This window comes from Micromonospora sp. ATLC16, assembly GCF_057196645.1.
In genome coordinates this window covers 24,762-42,941 of sequence record NZ_JBXUOW010000004.1, presented here as the reverse complement: position 1 = coordinate 42,941, position 18,180 = coordinate 24,762, and the positions used below count along the sequence as shown (strand labels likewise).

The window sequence follows — 18,180 nt, the reverse complement described above, 5'->3', positions numbered from 1 at the left end:
GGCGCATGACGATCGACCGTGACTTCTCGGCGCCGCCCGCGCTGGTGGAGCACGCCCGCCGGTTCCGGGAATCCGGCGCGGTGCCGGCGGTGCCCAGGGTGGCCGCCACCGTGCTGCTGCTCCGCCCGGCCGACGACGGCTTCGAGGTCTACCTGATCCGCCGGGTCGCGGCGATGGCGTTCGGTGGCATGTACGCCTTCCCAGGTGGTGGAGTGGACCCCTCGGACTCCACGACCCACCTGGACTGGGCCGGCCCGACACCGACGGACTGGGGGGTACGCCTCGGGCTGGCCCCGAGCGCGGCGCAGGCGGTGGTCTGCGCGGCGGCCCGCGAGGTCTTCGAGGAGGCGGGAGTGCTGCTCGCCGGGCCGGACGCGACGCGGGTCGTCGGCGATGTCAGCGACGACGGCTGGGAGGCTGCCCGGGTCGACCTGGAACAGCGGCGGACCGGGTTCGCCGACCTGCTCGCCGGGCGGGGGCTCACGCTCCGGTCGGACCTGCTGCTGCCGTGGAGCCGATGGGTGACCCCGGAATTCGAGCCGCGTCGGTTCGACACGTACTTCTTCGTGGCGCTGCTGCCCGAGGGACAGCGGACCCGCGACGTCTCCGGTGAGGCCGACCACACGCTGTGGATCCGGCCCGTCGAGGCGGGCCGGCAGGCAGCGGCCGGGGACCTGACCATGCTCCCGCCGACCCTGGTCACCCTCGGCGAGGTGGCCGCCTGCACCGACCTCACCGCGGTGGCAGCGGGGGCGGCGGACCGCGATGCGGTCACCCCGATCACGCCCCGGCTGGATCTGTCCGACCCCGACCGGCCCCGGTTCTACCTGCCCTGACCGGATCAGCCGAGCTGGTAGTTGACGTGGGCGGACCAGCGGGCGAAGCCGAGCCGCTCGTAGAGCGCCACCGCGCCGGTGTTCGACTCGTCGACGTAGAGCATCACCCGGTCCAGCCCGCGTCGGTCGCGTAGGTACGCGAGGCCGGCCATGGTCAGGGCCCGGCCGAGCCCGCCGCCGTGCGCGGCGGGCTCCACCCCGAGCACGTACACCTCACCGATGCGGGCGGAGCCGGGTCGCTCGTGCACCTTGGTCCAGTGGAACCCGAGCAGCCGGCCGGTCGCCGACTCGACGGCGAGCAGGAAACCGGCCGGGTCGAACCACGGTTCGGTGAGACGTGGCCGCAGGTCCTCTGTGGTCCATCGGCCCTGCTCCGGATGGTCGGCGAAGGCTCGTGCGTTCAGCGTCAACCAGGCTTCGTCGTCGCTGCCGGGGCGGAATGCGCGCAGCGTCACCCCCTCGGGCAGGCGCGGCTCGGGCAAGGGGGCGGCGAGCGGTCGACGTAGCTGCCAGAGGACCCGGGCGCGATGGAATCCGAGGTCGACCGCGAGGGCGGCGGCCGAGGGGTGGTCGCCGTGCGCCCACGCCCGCAGTGGCCCGGCGGCGGTGGCCAGCACCCCCCGGGCCAGCGCCCGTCCGGTACCGCGCCGACGGTACGCCGGGTGCACCATCAGCTCCACGCCGACGCCGCTGTCCGGGTCGGTCGTGTCGAGGTGCGCGTACCCGGTGAGCTTGCCGTCGGCGGAGCGGGCAACCAGGTGGCTCGCCGCGGCGCGGTCGTCGCGCAGGCGGAGCAGCACGTGCTCGTCCATCGGGTCCGCCCCGTCGGCGTCGCCGGCCGTCCGGGCGAGCGCCAGAACTTCGGTGATCTCCGCCGGGCCGAGTCGGTCGACGCGGCTGACCTGGTCGATGCCCGCCTGGGTGCTGCTCATCGCATCACCGTAACCGTGCCGAAGGTGAGCCGCGCGGAGGGACGGTTGCTGCCCCCGTCACAGTCCGCTCGGTGGCAACGCCTGAACGTCGAACCGGCCCGCCAGTTCGGGGAGGATCCGGTACAGCGAGTTGACGGTGCCCTGACGGTCGCCGCCCGCGTCGTGCAGCAGGACGATCGAGCCGGGCCGTATCCCGTTGATCACGGAGTTGGCGATCCGGGTCGCGCCCGGCGCTCGCCAGTCGGACGGGTCCAGCGTCCAGTGCAGCGGTGCCATGCCGAGGTCGCGGGAGACGGAGATGACCGAGTAGGTCCAGGCGCCGCCGGGCTGCCGGTACCAGGCGATCGGCGCGTCGGGCACCGCGGCGCGGATCGCCTCGCTGGTTCGCATCAGGTCGGCGCGGATCCAGTCGGACGACCGGGCACCCAGGGCGACATCGTGGTCCCAGCTGTGGTTGCACAGGGTGTGGCCCTCGGCGACGATCTGCTCGACGAGCCAGGGGTACGCCCGGGCGTTCTTGCCGACCACGCAGAAGGTGGCCGTGACGTGGTGCTCCCGCAGGATCGCGAGGACCTGCGGGGTGTAGTCAGGGTGTGGTCCGTCGTCGAAGGTGAGCGCGACATCGGCGGTGCCGGTGCTCACCCGGGTGCCCATCGGGCCGACGTTCGGGTCCTGCTCCTGTTCGTCGCTGCGCTGCGACCCGTTCGGTCCGGTGTCCGGTGCGCGGGTAACGTCGGGCTCGGCGTCGATGGGGGCCGACTGGTCCGCGTACTCGGGGTGTTCGACGCCGGTCGCGGTGACGGCGTTGTCGGTCCGCGACGCGTCCGGCACCAGGCTTCGTCCGAGCAGGTACGCCGAGCCGAGGACCGCCGTCACCACGAGCGTGATGATCCCGACGGCCCGTGCCGCCCCCACCTGGTTACCGCCCACCAATGCCCCCCGCTGGTCAACTGGCAGTCACGATAGAACGCGCTAGTCGACCAAAAAGGGCATATCGGTAATTAGCCTTCGATGGTGAGTGCCCGCATCGGTAGCGGCGCGTGCTCGGTGGCCTCCGACATGGTCCGCGACGACGGCACCACGAACTTGTAACCCACCTGCCGGACGGTGCCGATCATCGACTCGTACTCGGAGCCGAGCTTGGCGCGCAGGCGACGCACGTGCACGTCGACCGTTCGGGTCCCGCCGAAGTAGTCGTAACCCCACACCTCACGCAGCAACTGGTCGCGGGTGAACACCCGACCCGGGTGCTGGGCGAGGAACTTCAGCAGCTCGAACTCCTTGTAGGTGAGGTCCAGCGGGCGACCCTTGAGCTTCGCCGCGTAGGTGTCCGGATCGATCATCAGCTCGCCGGCCCGGATGGAACCGCCGGCGCCGGCGGTCGCGTTGCTCAGCCTGCCGACCGCGAGCCGCAGCCGGGCCTCCACCTCGGCGGGGCCGGCGGAGGCGAGGATGACGTCGTCGACGCCCCAGTCGGCGTTGAGCGCGATCAGGCCAGCCTCGGTGACCACCGCGACCAGCGGTACGCCGAGCCCGGTGGCGTGCAGCATTCGGCAGGTGGCCCGGGCCTCGCTCAGCTCGGAGCGGGCGTCGACCAGCACGGCGTCCGGACTGGGGCCGGCGACCAGGGTGCGGACATCGCGAGGTGCGGTGCGCACCGAGTGCGGCAGCAGGTCCAGTGCAGGTAGCACTGCGGATGGTTCGCCTGCCCGTGCGGTCACCAACAGCAGGATCTCCACGATCACCTCCGTCCCGGCGGCCCGTTGCGGCCGCGCGCGACCAGCGGCACTCCTGCGGGGCGTGGCGCTGGGAACTTCCGTGGGTCCCGGCGTCGCTGACGGGCGGGTTTCGCCGTTGAGCGTAACCGATTGCTCGCGTACGACCTTGGCGCGGTTTCCTCTTTGCCCTATCTGCCCCTGATTGCGGCCCAGGTTTTAACGTCGCGGAAACGCTGACACCCGCGATGTGAGGTTGGTCTGGCACGATCGGTGGGTGTTTCCCTCCAACTCGCCCGAGACCGGCCGTGACCCGTGGGCCGAGGATCCGTCCGCCCCGGGAGGATCGCCGCCGCGTACCGGTCCGGCCGTGGAGACCGACGAGCGGCCCTCACGGGGCCCTCGCCGTCTGCGCCGGGGCGGTTCGGCCCGCCGCGCCGACGACGACGCGGATGTCGACGACGAGGAGGAGGAACCACCGGTCGAGGTACGCCGGCAGCTCTCCCTCGCCATCGGCGGGTTTGCCGCGCTGCTCGGTCTCGGCCTGGTCGTCGCCGCGCAGACGTCCAGTCCCGGGTACCGGCTGCCCTTCACCCTCGTGGTGCTCGCCGTGCAGGTGCTCTTCGTGCTCGTCTGGACCATGGTCACCCGGCCGCCGGCACTGGCGGTCGTCCTCGGGGTCGGCGCGGTGTCCGCGGTGGCGGCCGACGTGGTGGCCGTACGGTCGGCTGAGGCACGGTTGGCGCCGCTGCTCTACATCGCGGTCGGCGGGGTGCTCGCCGCGGTGCTCGGTCAACTGGTCCGACGGGTGGACCGGGTCCGGGTGACCGACTCGCTGCGGACCACCGCCACCATCGTGTCCGGAGTGGTCGCGTTGGCCACGCTCATCGTGCTCAGCCGGATCCCGGCGGGCACCCAGACGATCGCCGTCTGCCTGACGGCAGCCGGCGCGGCGCTCACCGTCGCCCGGGTGACCGACGCCGTCGCGGCCTGGCCGAGGCTCGCGCCCCAGGTGCCCAGGGGTGCGGCGGGGGTGGTCGGCGGCGCGATGGTCGGCACGCTGATCAGCGCGCTTCTCGGCGGTTACCTGGTCACCCCGTTCACCCCTACCCGGGCCGCGATCATCGGCCTGGTGGCGGCCGTCGTCGCCGTGCTGGCCGACCTCGCCGGCAGCTACGCGGAGGCGGGCCGGTTGATGGCCGGTGAAACGCCGTCGGTCTGGGCCGTACGGCACGTGCAGGGGCCACTCGGTGGCTTCGCGATGGCGGCGCCGGCCGCATACCTGATGTGTCGGCTGGTGCTCTGACCGTCCGCGCGTGGCCGCCCGCCCGGCCACGCGATTGAGAAATCCGGACCACGGGTACCACCGGTCCACCGCTGGCGGCATCGAGATACGACGAGACAGGAGACGGCGTGGAGCAGGAACAGACGTACGGGCGGCGGCCGCGGCGACGCGGACGCAAGGTGCTGATCGGGTTCGTCGTCCTGCTGCTCGTGCTCGCCGGACTGATCGCCATCGCCGACCGGGTGGCGGCGGGCATGGCCGAGCGCACCATCGCCGACGAGGTGCGCCAGCAGATCGCCGAACAGGACGCGCAATCCTCGCCGCCCGAGGTCGAGGTGGGTGGCTTCCCGTTCCTCACCCAGGTGCTCGACGGCCGGTACGAGCGCATCTCGATCAAGCTGCGGGACGTGCGGGCCTCGGTGCAGGGCGACGCCGTCGCGCTGCCCAGTCTGGATGTCGACGCCCGAAACGTGCGGGCCTCGCTGGACACCCTGCGCACCGGCCAGGGTGAGGTCGTGGCCGAAACGGTCAACGGCACCGGCACCATCGGCTACCAGAGCCTGTCGGCCCTGCTCGACCGGGAGGGGCTGACCCTCGGGGAGCGGGACGGGCAGCTCGCCGTCACCGCTCCGGTCGACGTCCTCGGCCAACGACTGACCGTCACCGGCACCGCCGACATCATCGTCGGTGAGCAGGGGGAGGTGGCCTTGAAGTTCGACGACCTGGACGCCGAGGGGTTGCCGGAGTTGCCGTTGGCCCGCGCCCTGGTGAGCAACTTCGCCCGCAGCATCTCGGTCGACGTGCCCCTGCCGGAGTTGCCGTTCCAGCTCACCGTTCGGGAGGTTCAGCCGCAGCCGCAGGGGTTGACGGTGACCGCCGACGCACGGGACGTGCCGATCAACTCGGTCGGCTGACCGCCGGCTCGGCGTCCCGGATGCTGGTCGGACCGATAGAGTTGTCTGGGATCGCTGGTAGGCTCCCTGCTCATGGGGACGCTCCTCACCAAACGGCGCGCGGTCGACCTGTGCCGCGTGGCCACCTGCCTGTGTCGCCCCGTCATCTGACGGCGGGGCTGGCTCGGGCCGCCTAGCGGCCAAGGCACCAGGGGCACGCGTACCTCGTTCCCGGTGCACCCCACCGGACGCCCGGCAGCGGCGCCGTCGCACGAACCCGTGATCCGTTTCGAGCTATGGGTCCCGCGCGTGGTGCGACACCTCGACATCCCGATCTCCGCGCGCTGGCTCACCATCCATCCTCACCAGGGAGTGATCTGATGAGTCGCGACACCGCAATCGTCTCGGCCGAGTGGGCCGAGAAGAACCTCGACGCCCCGGGCGTCGTCTTCGTCGAGGTTGACGAGGACACCTCGGCCTACGACTCCGGCCACATCGCCGGCGCCATCAAGCTGGACTGGAAGAACGACCTCCAGGATCCGATCCGCCGGGACTTCGTCAACAAGACCCAGTTCGAGGCGCTGCTCTCCGAGCGGGGGATCAGCAACGACGACACCGTCATCCTGTACGGCGGCAACAACAACTGGTTCGCCGCGTACGCGTACTGGTACTTCAAGCTCTACGGCCACCGCGACGTCAAGCTGCTCGACGGTGGTCGCAAGAAGTGGGAGCTGGACGCCCGGCCGTTGGTCGCCGACGTCGTGACCCGCCCGGCCACGCAGTACGTCGCCAGCGAGCCGGACACCGGCATCCGGGCCTTCCGGGACGAGGTCGTCGACGCGATCGGCACCAAGAACCTGGTCGACGTGCGTAGCCCCGACGAGTACGCCGGCCGCCTGCTGGCCCCCGCCCACCTGCCGCAGGAGCAGGCACAGCGTGGCGGCCACATCCCGACCGCGATCAGCGTGCCGTGGTCGAAGGCGGCCAACGAGGACGGCACCTTCAAGTCCGACGACGAGCTGCGCAAGATCTACGGCGAGGCCGGGCTGAACGACAGCAAGGAAACCATCGCCTACTGCCGCATCGGCGAGCGCTCCTCGCACACCTGGTTCGTGCTCCAGGAGCTGCTCGGCCACCGCAACGTTAAGAACTACGACGGATCGTGGACCGAGTACGGCTCGCTGGTCGGTGTGCCGGTGGCGCTCGGCGATGAGCCGGGGGAGGCCTGAGATGACCGCAAGCACCGCCGCAAGCACCGCCGCCGGCTGCGCGGCCCCCGACCAGTCCGCCCCGCTGCCTGCCGGCCTCGACCTGGAGCGGGAGACCGTCATCACCGGTGTCGTCCGCTCTGCGGAGGGCGAAGCGGTGCCGGGCGCGTACGTCCGCCTGCTCGACTCGACAGGTGAGTTCACCGCCGAGGTGGTGACCTCGCCGGCCGGTCAGTTCCGCTTCTTCGCCGCGCCGGGCGCCTGGACGTTGCGGGCGCTCTCCCGCCAGGGCAACGGAGACACCACCGTGACCGCCGGTCGCGGCATCAACGAGGTGGCCGTCACCGTCACCGCCTGACAGCTCTGATCGGCCTCGTGGCCCGCGTCCCTCCCAAGAGGAATGCGGGCCACCCGTCATCTACACCCCGCCCTACGCTGTGCACCGCCCCGCCCTGCGCTGCGCACCGCCCCGCCCTGCGAGAGGGGTCAGATTCCGGTGGCTCTGGTGCAGGTGGAGGTGGGTTCCAGGGCGAAGTCGAGCGTGCCGACGATGCCCGCCCCGATGCGGTGGCGCTGCACCTGCGGTACCCAGCCGTCCTTGGCCACGATCACCTCGTAGCGGCCCTTCGGCAGCCACCAGGCGTAGCGGCCGTCGGCGCCGGCGGTGAGGGTGGTTCCGGTACCGGCCGAGATCGGGTTCACCCGTACCGTCGCCGGGATACCGACCGTGACGCCACCGCAGGTGGTGCCGGTGACGGTGCCCCGGATCTTGCCCCAGTTGGCCGGCGGCGACACGTTCATCTCCACCGAGACCGGGGTCACCGGGTAGGGGCTGTCGGAGGCGATGGCGAGTTCGCCCGCGTACCGGCCGGGTTGGGCGACGCCCGCCGCCTCGGTGGCCGTCAGGGTGACGGTCACCGTCCTCGACTCACCCGGCGCGAGAGTGAAGGCGGTCGGGGACCCATCCAGCCAGGGCAGGTCGGCCTCGGCTGCGCAGTGTTCCAGGCCACCGAGCCGCTCACTGTCCGCGCTGCCCACGAAGGAACTGGGCGACCCGCCGATCTTGTACGCGCCGCAGGCGGCGGCCCCGCGGTACCGGCTGAACCGGACGTTGGGCAGGTCACGCCAGGCTCCGGTGACCGGGTCGAAGCCGACCGTGCGGTTGGTGACCGCAGTCGATCCGTCGGTCACCCCGCCGGCCAGCACCAGCAGCCCGCCGGCCGCCGCGTACTGCGAGCCCCACAGCTCCACCGGCAGCTCCGGCAGCGGACTCCAACTGTCGGCAGCGGGGTCGTACCGGTAGGCGTCGGTGTACTCGGTGCTGCCCGTGCCACCGGCACAGTAGACCGAGGCGCCGATCCCGCCGCAGGCCAGCCACGAGACCGAATGTGGGTAGGCGGCACCGGTGCTGAACGAGCCGGTGGCCGGGTCGAACACCACCAGTTTGTCGCTGTCGGTGCAGGTGGTGTCGGCGCAGCCACCCACCAGGTACACCTTCCCGCCGACCACGGCCGAGCCGCCCGCCGCGACCGGGGCCGGGTTGGTCGCTCCCGACAGGGTGCTCCATGTTCCGGTGGCCGGGTCGAAGACGTCGACCGTGGCGACGGTGGCGTCGTCAGCGCCCCAACCGCCGATCACATAGAGCTTGCCGCCGACCGCCGCCGCAGCTGGTTTGGACCGTACCGTCGGCATGTCGGGCAGGGCGGTCCAGGCACCCGGCGCAGGGTCGTACACCCATGCCTTGCGCTCGGTGCCGGTACCACCGCCACCACCGACCGAGTAGATCTTTTCGTCCAGCCACACGGCGGCGTTGTCGAAGATCGACGCCGGCAGCCTGGCGATCTCGGTCCACGCCTCGTCCTCGGCGGGAGCGGCCTGTGGTGCCGCCCCGCCGTACGCGGTGCCGGTGCGAGCCTTGCTGATCCCCTTGATCTTCTGCTGCCGCAGCGGCGCGCCGTCGCGCCTGAGCAGTTCGAACTGGCCGGCGCGTTCCAGCAGGTCGACGCTGGCCGGCGCGGTGCCGGTGTTGCTGACCGTCACCCGGGTGGTGCGGGTGCTGCCGTACGGCTGATGTGACTCGATCGACGTCGGGCTGACCGTCAGCCGGCCGGCGGCGAGGGCGAAGTTCGCCCGCCTGACCCGGTCGGCGGTGACCGTCACCTCCTTGGTCACCGGTGCGTACGGGGTGTGCTCGGCGGTGAACGGGTGGGTGCCGGTGAGCCCGGAGAAGAGCCAGTAGAAGCCGTCCGGCTCGGCCGGGTCCTCGGGGGTGGCCGCCGAGACAGCCCGGTCGTCGGGACGGTGATCGCTGGTCACCGTCACGCCGTTGAGCGGGTCACCGGTGTTGCGGTCGGTGGTGGTGCCGACCACCAACCCGCCGGGCACCGGCGAGCACTCGCGGTTGACCACCGCCACGTCGTCCACCTGCCACCACCAGGCGAAGGTGCCCTTGAACCGGAAACGGAACAGCGCGGAAGCGGCGTTCGCGGCCGGGTCGAGCGGTACCTCCTCGACCCGGGGACCACGCCGGCTGTCGGTCTGGTGCCAGACGTTGGTCCAGGTCGTACCGCCGTCGGTGGACACGTCGATGTCGGCGGTGTCGCTGATGCCGACGGCCCGCCAGTCGCTGCGGAACCGCAGCACCGGTGCGGCCGTCGTGGACAGGTCGACCGGCGGGGCGATCAGGTCCGTGTCCTGGGTGTTGCCGGAGCCGAGAGCGTCGCTGTCGATGATGGCGAAGCCACCGGTGCCGCCGGTGAGATTGCCCCGCGAGTCCGGATCGTCGAAGACCCAGCCGCCGGAGTCGGTGCGGTTCTCCACCCTCCAGCCGGGCGGCGCGCTCGTGCCGTCGAAGCTCTCGGTGAGCAGTGGCGCACCGAACTGTCCCGTGTAGCCGGCGGCGGTGCAGGCGGCGTCGACGGGTACCGCCACGTTGACCGTGGTGGCGTCGTCGCCCACGGCCACCTCGCGGGTGACGGTGCGGTAGCCCGGGTACTCGGCGGTCACGGTCAGCCGGTACGAGGTGTTGCCGGGCAGCGTGACGGAGTAGCGGCCGGTCACCGGATCGGTGAAGACCGGATCGCCGGGCCGACCCGCCACCTCGATCTTGGCGTACAGCGGCCAGCCGTGGCCGGAACCGTCGGTGACCTTTCCGCGCACCGTGACCGCCGGGGTGGCCAGCAGGGCGAAGTCCAGGCTGACGGTGTCACCGTCGGGCACCGTGACGGTCGCCGACTCCGCGGCGTAGCCGTAGGCGCTGGCCGTGAGCGTGGTCTCGCCGGCCGGCAGGGTGAGCGCGTACCGCCCGTCGGCGTCGGTGGTGGTGCTGCGGGTGCCGTCGGTCACCGTCGCGCCGGACAACGGTTCGTCGTCACCGGAGTCGGTGACCACCCCGGTGACCCGGCCGACCGCTCCCCGGGGTGCGTCCCGCACCGCCGCGTACGCGTCGAGCCGTCCCTCACCGAAGACGTTGTTGTCGGCCGGCGTGCCACCGCAGGTGGTGGCGTCGACATCGCGGGCCGTACCGTCCAGTAGCTCCTCGGTCGCGGCGAGGTCTCCGCGCAGTCCGGGCGCTGCCGCCCAGAGCAGTGCCACCGTGCCGGCCACGTGCGGCGCGGCCATCGACGTGCCGCTGAACGAGGCGTACCCGCCGTTGCGGACGCTGGAACGGACGCTGCTGCCGGGCGCGGCGATGTTCGGCTTGAGCGGGTCGGTGCCGGATCCGCGTCCGGAGAATCCGGCGATCACGTTGTTCACGTCGTACGCGCCGACGGCGTACGCGTCGGTGTAGTCACCCGGTGAGCCGGCGCTGCCACAGGCCGGACCGTCGTTGCCGGAGGAGAAGACCGGGAACATCCCGGCGGCCCGCCAGGCGGCCACGGTCTGCTGGTACCAGGGGTCACCACCGTCGCCGCCCCAGGAGTTGTTCACGATGTCGGCCCGCAGGTCGGGCCGGGGGTTCTGGCCGTCGGCGTCGGTGGGCGCGAGCACCCACTGACCGGCGGCGAGCAGCGAGGTGTCGGAGCAGTTGTTCGACTCGCAGCCCTTGGCGGCGATCCACTTCGCGCCGGGTGCGACGCCGATCTGGTTGCCCGCGCCGTCGTCGCCGACCATGGTGCCCATGGTGTGCGTGCCGTGGTCGTTGTTGTCGCAGGGCGCGGTGCCGGCGCACACGGCGGCCGGATCGAACCAGTTGTACGCGTGGTCGAAGCTGCCGCCGCCGAGGTTGCCCCGGTACGAGCCGACGAGGGCGGCGTGGTCGTAGCGCACCCCACTGTCGATGTTCGCCACCACGACGCCCTCACCGCGGGCACCGAACTCGTCCCACACCCGCGGGGCCCCGATGTTGGTCAGTCCCCATTCGACGGCGGCCGTGCGCGCCCGAGTGGTCTCGGTCGCGGTGGGCCGGATCAGCGGGTAGCTGCGGCTCGGTTCGATCCGGGCCACCTCGGGCCGGCGGGCGATCTCGTCGAGCAGTGCCTTGTCGCCCTCGACCCGCAGCGCGTTGGCGATCCAGTACGCGGTGTGCGGCACCTTGCGATCGTCCAGCAGCGTACGCAGGTCGCGTTGGGTGCGGGTGGCCGTGGTGGTGAGCAGGCGGTGCACCTCGCCGGCCCGGGCGTCGGGGTCACGCAGTCGACTGGCCTGCGCCAGCGGCGCGGTGTCGGCCAGGTAGACCAGGAACGGCGCGGTCGACGTGGTACCGAGCTGGTCCAGCAGCGCCGGGTCGACGGCGGCCCGGTGCGCCACCGGCGGTTGAGCCGGCGCGGCGAGCGCGGGCTGGCCGGTGACGCCCAGCACGGCAGCGGCCAACACCGCCACCAGCCGCCATCGTGGCGACCGGGTGGATGGTCGTCGTGTGAACAATGTTCCTCCCCACGTCGTCGGTCCCGATCCGTTCGGGTCCGCACACCCGCGCGCCGCGATGCGGCTGCGCGCAGCGGCCGGGGCGATGTGGGTGGCCGGTGGTGGTGCCTCCGCCCGCTGAAAGTCATGCTCTTGCCCGGACCGTCGGTGATCAATGGACGGCGTCGGTCAGTACTCGGTCAGTGACGAGGCGCGATTCTGACCGTTAGGCTGAGACCGGGTGTCATCGGTGACCGTCACTGGCGAACGGTGGGAGTCGCACGTCATGGACGCCCCGGGGGGAGGCGTCGTGTCCGGTCCAGAGTTCCCGATCCTGGTCTGCGTCAGCTCCGATGCCACCGTGCGGCAGCGCGTGGTGCAGCGGCTGGAAGGTGTCGGGCCGGTGGTGATCTGCGCGGACCTCGCCCAACTGCGGGCGGTGTTCCCCGCCCCGTCGGCTGAGCCGGAAGGGACCCACGACGAGCCCGTCGAGCGTCCCACGGAGCGGCCGGCCACCTGGGGGGACCTGACGGTCGACCGGACGGGGCACCTGGTCACCTGGCGCGGTGCACCGCTGGGACTGACCCGTACCGAGCGGGAGTTGTTGGCCCGCCTGGTCAGTCCGCCCATGACGTTGTGGAGCTACGAGCGGCTGTTCGCCTCGGTCTGGGGCGGCGCCTACCTCGGCGACACCGCGATCCTGCACTCCGCGGTGAAGCGACTGCGCCGCAAGCTGAGGATGCTGCCCGACGGGCCGCAGGTGCAGACCGTACGCGGTGTCGGTTACCGGTTGAGCGTGCCGCCGGAGGCCGGCGACGGGCGTCCCGACGGGCGGTCGCACCAGGCGTGACACGATGACCGGGTGAGCAATGCCGTCCACACCCGGTACCCGCCACCGACCGGTCCCCGATCGCCGGCCGCCGGCTCCCGGTGGCCGCGCTGGCTGATCGCGGTGACGGCGGTCTGGGCGGTACTGCTGGCCGGCCTCACCTGGATATCGTCGGCCGAGGACCCGCCGACCGTCCGGGAACAACGCACCCTCACACAGGCCGGACCGGTGGTCGACGGTGCGATCGGCGAGATTGTCGCGGCCGCTGACGCCGGTGTGCCGGCGCTGGTCCCAGCCGAGGTCGACCGGGGCTGCCGGATCAGCCCGTTCGCGGACGGTGTGACGCTGACCCGCGTGGTCGACCTGGCCGCGCCGGTCGGTGAGGAGCGGGCCGTGTTGCAGCGGGTCGCCGACCGGCTGCCCGCCCGGTGGCGGGCCGGTGTCCGACTCACCCCGGACGGCCCTCGCCTGCGCGCCGACGCGGGCGAGTTCGTCACCGTGACCGGACGGCCGGCGACCGACGGCCGGATCCGGTTCACTGTCGACACCGGGTGCCGCCCGGTGGGCGACGACTACGACAGCGCCGTGGCCGCTTCGGCCGGCCCCGAGGCGGGCGCGCTGGCCGAGGCGGTGCGGGCGCTCGACGGCCGCGTCAGCGACCGGGAGTCGGTGGTGAGCGCACCGTGCCCCGATGGCGGGACGGCCCGTACCATCCGCTCGGTCGTCGACCCGGTGGCCACGGCACCGCAGGCCGCGCTCGCGCCGTTGGCCGGCGGCACGCCGGTGGTGGAGACCACCGAGGTGTACGCCTACCGGCGCGACGGCGTCGCGGTGCTGGTCGATTTTCAGCCGGAACAGGTCGTGGTCGCCGCGACGACGGGGTGCGCCGGCTGAGCCTCGCCCCCCCGGGCTGCCGAAGCTGAGGGTCGCTCAGTCCGGTCGGCGCGGTCCCTCGTCGCGGCTGCGACCCAGCGCGTCCACCCGGCCCCACCGGCCGGGAATGTCGAACAGCTCCACCCGGCCCTTCCCGAGTGGCACGTACGGGTCGATGATCAGGTGCTCGCCCTGCGGTTCGAGTCCGAGTAACACCCGCAGCAACAGCAGCGGGGTGCCCGCCGACCAGGCCTGTGGGCTACACGCGGTCGGATACTCCACCGGGTAGTCGGTCAGGTCGCGTTCGTAGCCGGCGAAGGCCTCCGGAAGCCGGCCCAAGAAGTAGCGGGACGCCTCGAACATCGACTCGCAGATCCGACCCGCCTCCTCGCGCAGACCGTACTTCCACAGACCCCACGCGATGATCGAGTTGTCGAACGGCCAGACGGTGCCGACGTGGTAGCCGATCGGGTTGTAACGTGCCTGGTCGTCGGCGAGGGTACGGACGCCCCAGCCGGAGAAGAGCCGGGGACCGAGCAGGTGCTCGGCGACCTGCTGAGCGCGGGAATCGTCGACGATGCCGCTCCAGAGCAGGTGCCCGATGTTCGACGTGAGCGCGTCGACCGGGCTGCCGTCGGAGTCCAGGGCCAGCGCGTAGTACTCCTTGTCCGGCAGCCAGAAGTCCCGGTTGAAGCGTTCCTTCAACTCGGCGGCCTCACGTTCGAGCCGGTCGGCGTAGGCCGGGTCGTTCCAGCACAGTCGGGCCATCCGGGCACCGCGCAGCTTGGCGTCGTAGGCGTAGCCCTGCAACTCACAGGTCGCCCGGGGGGAGCTCGGCAACCGGCCGTCGGAGTAGCAGATGGCGTCCCAGGAGTCCTTCCAGCACTGGTTCTCCAGGCCGGCCCGGGGGCTGCGGGTCTGGTACCAGACGTAGCCGGTGCCGAGCAGGTCGCCGTAGGTGTCGATCCAGTTCAGTGCGGCTCGCGCCGAGAACTCCAACCGCTTGACCAGCTCCACGTCGCCGGTCCATCGCTCGTACTCGTCGAGCAGGATCACGAACAGGGCGGTCGAGTCGGCCGAACCGTAGTACGGCGAGTGCGGCTGCTCCTCGAAGCCGGCGGACTCGCCGTAGCGCAACTCGTGCAGGATCTTGCCCGGCTCCTCGTCGCGGAAGTCGTCCACCCGATGGCCCTGGAGACCCGCCAGCATGGTCAACGTCGGCGGGATCAGCTCCGGCACGAACGGCAGCACCTGGAGCGAGGTGAAGATGCTGTCCCGGCCGAACAGCGTCATGAACCACGGCAGGCCGGCGGCCATCAGGCGTACGCCGAGCGCGATCGACTCGTACCGCAGCGCGGCCAGGTCGGTCAGGCTGCGCCGGTACGCCCCGGCCATCGGTTCGTGGTCGCAGCCCAGCTTGGGTGCCCGAGCGACGAATTCGGCGTGCTCCGCCTCGATCGCCGACGTCGTCCGGCTGCCCGCGAAGGGCAGCAGGGCGCGGACGTCCTGACCGCGGGCGCCGTAGATGACGACGTTGACCTTCAACCGGGTGGTCCACTCGCCGTGCGGCCCGATCCGGATCGGAAAGGTCATGCCCCGGCGGTCGACCTGGGCGGTGGCACTGCTCTCGATCGTCGTCTCGCGGTGGAACGCATCCCGCCGGTAGGTCAGCCGCAGCGAGTTCTCCCCGGGTGCGGCGGTGTTGTGCCCCTTCTTGCGCTGGGTGTCCTTGATCTCGAAGATGTCCGCGAAGTCGGAGGCCATCTCCATCCGGACGGTGAAGCTCATCTCCTGCCCGGAGTGGTTCAGCACGGTCAGTTCCTCGGACAGGTCACCGCTGATCGCCCGACTCCTGATCACCGAGACCTTCGCGTCCAGGAAGTGGGTCGGCTCGCCCGGCACCAGGAAGTAGCGGGTCCGGTGGGACTCGGCGTCGTCAATGGAGAGGGCGTGCAGCCGCTCGCCGTCGATCAGCAGCAGCCAGGTGCAGAGGAAGCGGGTGTCGAAGGCGAACAACCCGGTGGGAAAGTCCAACGAGGGCTCGACGTCTCCACGGCGGTCGCTGACCAGGAACGTGTTGCCGTCGAGGATGCTGACCAGTTCCTTCACCGGGTCCACCTGGCGTGCTCGCGGGCGACCTCGCGCGGGTCGCGGGTACCGGGTGTGGACGGGAAGAACAGACGGAAGGCGAGAAACAGCACCACGTCGCCGCGAAAGGTGCTCTCGTTGCGAAACACCGCGGCGATGGCGTGCGCGCGTCCGGTGACCAGCCGGTCGAAGAGATCGACCCCGCAGTACCAGGTCGCGTCGCCCGGCTCCGCACCCTGGTCGACCTCTGCCGCGCCGGGCCGCATCCGGACCAGCCAGTGTTCGGTGCGGTGTCCCTCGGACAGGTCGATCCGCAGCGTTCCCGCGACCGGAGTGCGGAGGACTTCCGGGGCGCGGACCGGCAGGGTCGCGAAGAACTGCTGGGTGGCCTCGGTCACACCCGAATCGTAGGCATTCGCCCGCCTTGTCGGGCGGGTTCCGACGCCTTCCCACGCAGTACCAGGCGAGCCCTGCCAGACACTGAACGGCGAGTCAGTAGACGAGCGCCTGCGCGCCCTCGGCCATCGTCTCCTCGACGAAGACGGCCGCCCCGGCGATCCGTACTCCGGGGATCACGTCGCCGGAGTCGATGTCCCGGCGTGCGGCGCACTGGGTACAGGCCGTCACCGTGCCGGTGGCGAGGATCACGTGCAGCAGCTCGCCCAGCGGGGCGGAGTGCGGCAGTTCGAAGCTCTGCGCCCGGCCGGGCAGCGCGAACCAGGTCGACTCCCCGGTCAGCCAGAGGGAGACGGGCACCCCGGCGGCTGCTGCGGTGGCCGCGACGGTGAACGCTTGGGCGCACCGTTCCGGTGCGTCGGCGCCGGCGGTGGCCTTGACGACGAGAGAACGGGCCATGACCGCCAGCATAGGATGACCCGGATGGTCACCGAGATCGGGTTCGTCAGCCTGCTGGTCGCCGGCCTGGGCGCGCTCGCCGGTGGCCTGGTCTACCTGGCGGTACGCATATCGAGAGGCAAGTGGTGATTCGGTGAGTGCGAGGAGTGAGCCGGTTTTGCGAGCCCCGCAGTCGCGAACGAGGGTGATCCGGTGAGTGCGAGGAGTGAGCCGGTTTTGCGAGCCCCGCAGTCGCGAACGAGGGTGATCCGGTGAGTGCGAGGAGTGACGACAACCCGTTGGCGCCGCCGCCCTGGCTGAACGCGCCGCCGGTGGAGGCGTACCCCTTCGAGGAGAGCCACGACCTGCGGGTCGGCCCGAAGCTGCACCCCACGCTCGACGGCCTGCTGCCGTACATCGGTGTGTGGCGCGGCCGGGGGCGGGGCGGGTTCCCCACCATCGAGGATTTCGACTTCGCCCAGGAGATCCGGATCAGCCATGACGGGCGGCCGTTCCTGCACTACGAGTCGCGGGCGTGGATCCTCGACGAGCAGAGCCGCCCGGTGCGGCCGGCCGGCCGGGAGGTCGGTTGGTGGCGTCCGGTGCTGAACGGCGACCGGGCGACCGACGAGCTGGAGGCCCTGCTGACCACCCCGACCGGGGTGATGGAGCTGCACGTCGGCCGGCGCAAGGGCACCCAGGTGGAGTTCGTCACCGACGCGGTGGTGCGCACCTCCACCGCGAAGGAGGTCACCGCCGGCCACCGTCTCTTCGGCATCGTCGAGGGCGCCCTGCTCTACGCGCAGGACATGGCCGCCGTCGGTCAGCCGTTGTCTCCGCACCTGTCGGCCCGCCTCATCCGGGTCGCCGGCTGATCCGCCTCGACCGGGCCCATCCGGCTGCCCGGGCAGGGACCTGGTCCGCTCCGGGGAGCCTCGGGAAACGTGGCCTACGGCAGCGGGAAGCCGAGCAGTTCCTGCAACGCGCGGGTTAGCGGGCTGGGCGGCAGCGGCTCAGCGTCGAGGGTGTGCACCGCGACCAGGCCGCGTACCGACGAGGTGAGCCACACTCCGTCGGCCTCGCGCAGACCCGTCGGGGTGACCATGCGTTCGGCGGCCCCGCAGCCGACGTCGGCGGCGTGGGCGAGCAGCCAGGCGGCGGTGGTGCCGGGCAGGATGCCGGTGCGATCGGCGGGCACCGTGCACAGCGTCTCCCCGGCCAGCCAGACGAGGTTGGCGGTCGGTCCTTCCAGGGCGTACCCGTCGGAGGAGATCCAGAGCACGTCGTCCACGCCGGCCCGGGCGGCCCAGCGCCGGGCGGCGCTGCTGGCCCCGTACGACGTGGACTTGATGCCCGCCGGCAGCCAGTCCAGTTCCGGCCGGGCCTCGGCGGAAACCCCGAGGGAGAGAGTGGCGACGCTCACCCCCTCGTGCCGGTCCCGCCGGGCTGTGGGGTTGACCTCCGACAGGGTTGCGTAAACGGTGGGCGGGCCGCCGTGCTCGGGCCCCCGGGTGCAGATCAGCCGCAGCGCGCCCTCCACCTCGGCCGGCCAGTCGGCGGCGACCTCGTCCAGCAGCTCGACCAGGGCGGCGTCCGCCGGCAGGGTCAGCTCCACGGCGGCCGCGCCGGTCCGCAGCCGGGTCAGGTGCTCCTGGCGCAGCCAGGGCCGGCCGTCGCGCAGGTGCATGGTCTCGAAGAGCCCGTCACCGCGCAGTACGCCGAGATCGTCGGCGCGCAGCACCGGCTCATCTGCCGGCAGCCGCCCGCGACCCAGTATGCCGATCCGCGAGGCCACCACGGGGGCCGAGCATAGTGCGGTGCCGGTCGTGCCGGCAGGTACGC

18 protein-coding genes are annotated in these 18,180 nt (G+C 71.8%); 10 read left to right on the top strand and 8 right to left on the bottom strand.

The annotated features are described in order from the left end of the window. Positions 1-5 precede the first annotated feature (5 nt). The gene (locus AC2CHE_RS03000; RefSeq protein WP_484503333.1) at positions 6-836 is read left to right on the top strand and encodes an NUDIX hydrolase; all 831 of its coding nucleotides are present in this window, start codon (positions 6-8) and stop codon (positions 834-836) included. Positions 837-841: 5 nt separating this feature from the next. Here AC2CHE_RS03000 and mshD read toward each other — a convergent pair whose 3' ends face one another. The 3 genes from mshD to AC2CHE_RS02985 form a co-directional block, all read right to left on the bottom strand. Then, positions 842-1,768, bottom strand: coding sequence for a mycothiol synthase (gene mshD / locus AC2CHE_RS02995; protein ID WP_484503332.1), 927 nt, complete (start codon positions 1,766-1,768; stop codon positions 842-844). Positions 1,769-1,825: 57 nt separating this feature from the next. Then, positions 1,826-2,701: a polysaccharide deacetylase family protein gene (locus tag AC2CHE_RS02990; protein WP_484503331.1), complete on the bottom strand. Its 876-nt coding sequence runs from the start codon at positions 2,699-2,701 to the stop codon at positions 1,826-1,828. A gap of 68 nt (positions 2,702-2,769) precedes the next feature. Next, complete coding sequence (locus tag AC2CHE_RS02985; RefSeq protein WP_484503330.1) at positions 2,770-3,507, bottom strand: winged helix-turn-helix transcriptional regulator; 738 nt, start codon at positions 3,505-3,507, stop codon at positions 2,770-2,772. A gap of 253 nt (positions 3,508-3,760) precedes the next feature. Here AC2CHE_RS02985 and AC2CHE_RS02980 point away from each other — a divergent pair, with 253 nt between their 5' ends. The 5 genes from AC2CHE_RS02980 (at position 3,761) to AC2CHE_RS02960 (ending at position 7,227) form a co-directional block, all read left to right on the top strand. Further along, complete coding sequence (locus AC2CHE_RS02980) at positions 3,761-4,789, top strand: hypothetical protein (RefSeq protein WP_484503329.1); 1,029 nt, start codon at positions 3,761-3,763, stop codon at positions 4,787-4,789. Positions 4,790-4,896: 107 nt separating this feature from the next. After that, entirely contained in the window at positions 4,897-5,682 is a 786-nt protein-coding gene (locus AC2CHE_RS02975) for an LmeA family phospholipid-binding protein (RefSeq protein WP_484503328.1), read from the top strand. 72 nt (positions 5,683-5,754) lie between these two features. Beyond that, on the top strand, positions 5,755-5,832 hold the full coding sequence (locus AC2CHE_RS02970; RefSeq protein ID WP_311202345.1) for an Ms5788A family Cys-rich leader peptide: 78 nt from the start codon (positions 5,755-5,757) through the stop codon (positions 5,830-5,832). A gap of 209 nt (positions 5,833-6,041) precedes the next feature. Further along, positions 6,042-6,890, top strand: a complete 849-nt coding sequence (locus AC2CHE_RS02965; protein ID WP_484503327.1) for a sulfurtransferase — start codon at positions 6,042-6,044, stop codon at positions 6,888-6,890. Between the two features lies 1 nt (position 6,891). Then, entirely contained in the window at positions 6,892-7,227 is a 336-nt protein-coding gene (locus tag AC2CHE_RS02960) for a DUF1416 domain-containing protein (protein ID WP_484503326.1), read from the top strand. A gap of 128 nt (positions 7,228-7,355) precedes the next feature. Here the strand turns inward: AC2CHE_RS02960 and AC2CHE_RS02955 are convergent, their stop codons facing one another. Beyond that, the gene (locus AC2CHE_RS02955) at positions 7,356-11,735 is read right to left on the bottom strand and encodes a S8 family serine peptidase (RefSeq protein ID WP_484503325.1); all 4,380 of its coding nucleotides are present in this window, start codon (positions 11,733-11,735) and stop codon (positions 7,356-7,358) included. Between the two features lie 289 nt (positions 11,736-12,024). Between AC2CHE_RS02955 and AC2CHE_RS02950 the strand changes: the two genes are divergently transcribed. Further along, on the top strand, positions 12,025-12,564 hold the full coding sequence (locus AC2CHE_RS02950) for a winged helix-turn-helix domain-containing protein (RefSeq protein WP_484503324.1): 540 nt from the start codon (positions 12,025-12,027) through the stop codon (positions 12,562-12,564). Positions 12,565-12,576: 12 nt separating this feature from the next. Continuing rightward, positions 12,577-13,437, top strand: coding sequence for a hypothetical protein (locus AC2CHE_RS02945; RefSeq protein ID WP_484503323.1), 861 nt, complete (start codon positions 12,577-12,579; stop codon positions 13,435-13,437). A gap of 36 nt (positions 13,438-13,473) precedes the next feature. Here AC2CHE_RS02945 and AC2CHE_RS02940 read toward each other — a convergent pair whose 3' ends face one another. The 3 genes from AC2CHE_RS02940 to AC2CHE_RS02930 form a co-directional block, all read right to left on the bottom strand. Beyond that, on the bottom strand, positions 13,474-15,525 hold the full coding sequence (locus AC2CHE_RS02940; protein ID WP_484503322.1) for an amylo-alpha-1,6-glucosidase: 2,052 nt from the start codon (positions 15,523-15,525) through the stop codon (positions 13,474-13,476). Further along, positions 15,522-15,902, bottom strand: a complete 381-nt coding sequence (locus AC2CHE_RS02935; protein ID WP_484503321.1) for an SCP2 sterol-binding domain-containing protein — start codon at positions 15,900-15,902, stop codon at positions 15,522-15,524. The genes AC2CHE_RS02940 and AC2CHE_RS02935 overlap by 4 nt, the downstream gene beginning before the upstream one ends. A gap of 94 nt (positions 15,903-15,996) precedes the next feature. Continuing rightward, positions 15,997-16,371 carry a DsrE family protein gene (locus AC2CHE_RS02930; protein ID WP_484503320.1) on the bottom strand — a complete coding sequence of 125 codons (375 nt, stop codon included), beginning with the start codon at positions 16,369-16,371 and terminating at the stop codon, positions 15,997-15,999. A gap of 12 nt (positions 16,372-16,383) precedes the next feature. Between AC2CHE_RS02930 and mtfM the strand changes: the two genes are divergently transcribed. Together mtfM and AC2CHE_RS02920 are read left to right on the top strand one after the other, a co-directional pair. Next, entirely contained in the window at positions 16,384-16,488 is a 105-nt protein-coding gene (mtfM, locus tag AC2CHE_RS02925) for a small membrane protein MtfM (RefSeq protein WP_046570768.1), read from the top strand. Between the two features lie 122 nt (positions 16,489-16,610). Continuing rightward, positions 16,611-17,213 (top strand): heme-binding beta-barrel domain-containing protein, encoded by a 603-nt coding sequence (locus AC2CHE_RS02920; protein WP_282236701.1) that lies wholly within the window; start codon positions 16,611-16,613, stop codon positions 17,211-17,213. 74 nt (positions 17,214-17,287) lie between these two features. Here AC2CHE_RS02920 and AC2CHE_RS02915 read toward each other — a convergent pair whose 3' ends face one another. Then, complete coding sequence (locus AC2CHE_RS02915) at positions 17,288-18,136, bottom strand: aminotransferase class IV (RefSeq protein WP_484503319.1); 849 nt, start codon at positions 18,134-18,136, stop codon at positions 17,288-17,290. Positions 18,137-18,180: the final 44 nt, after the last annotated feature.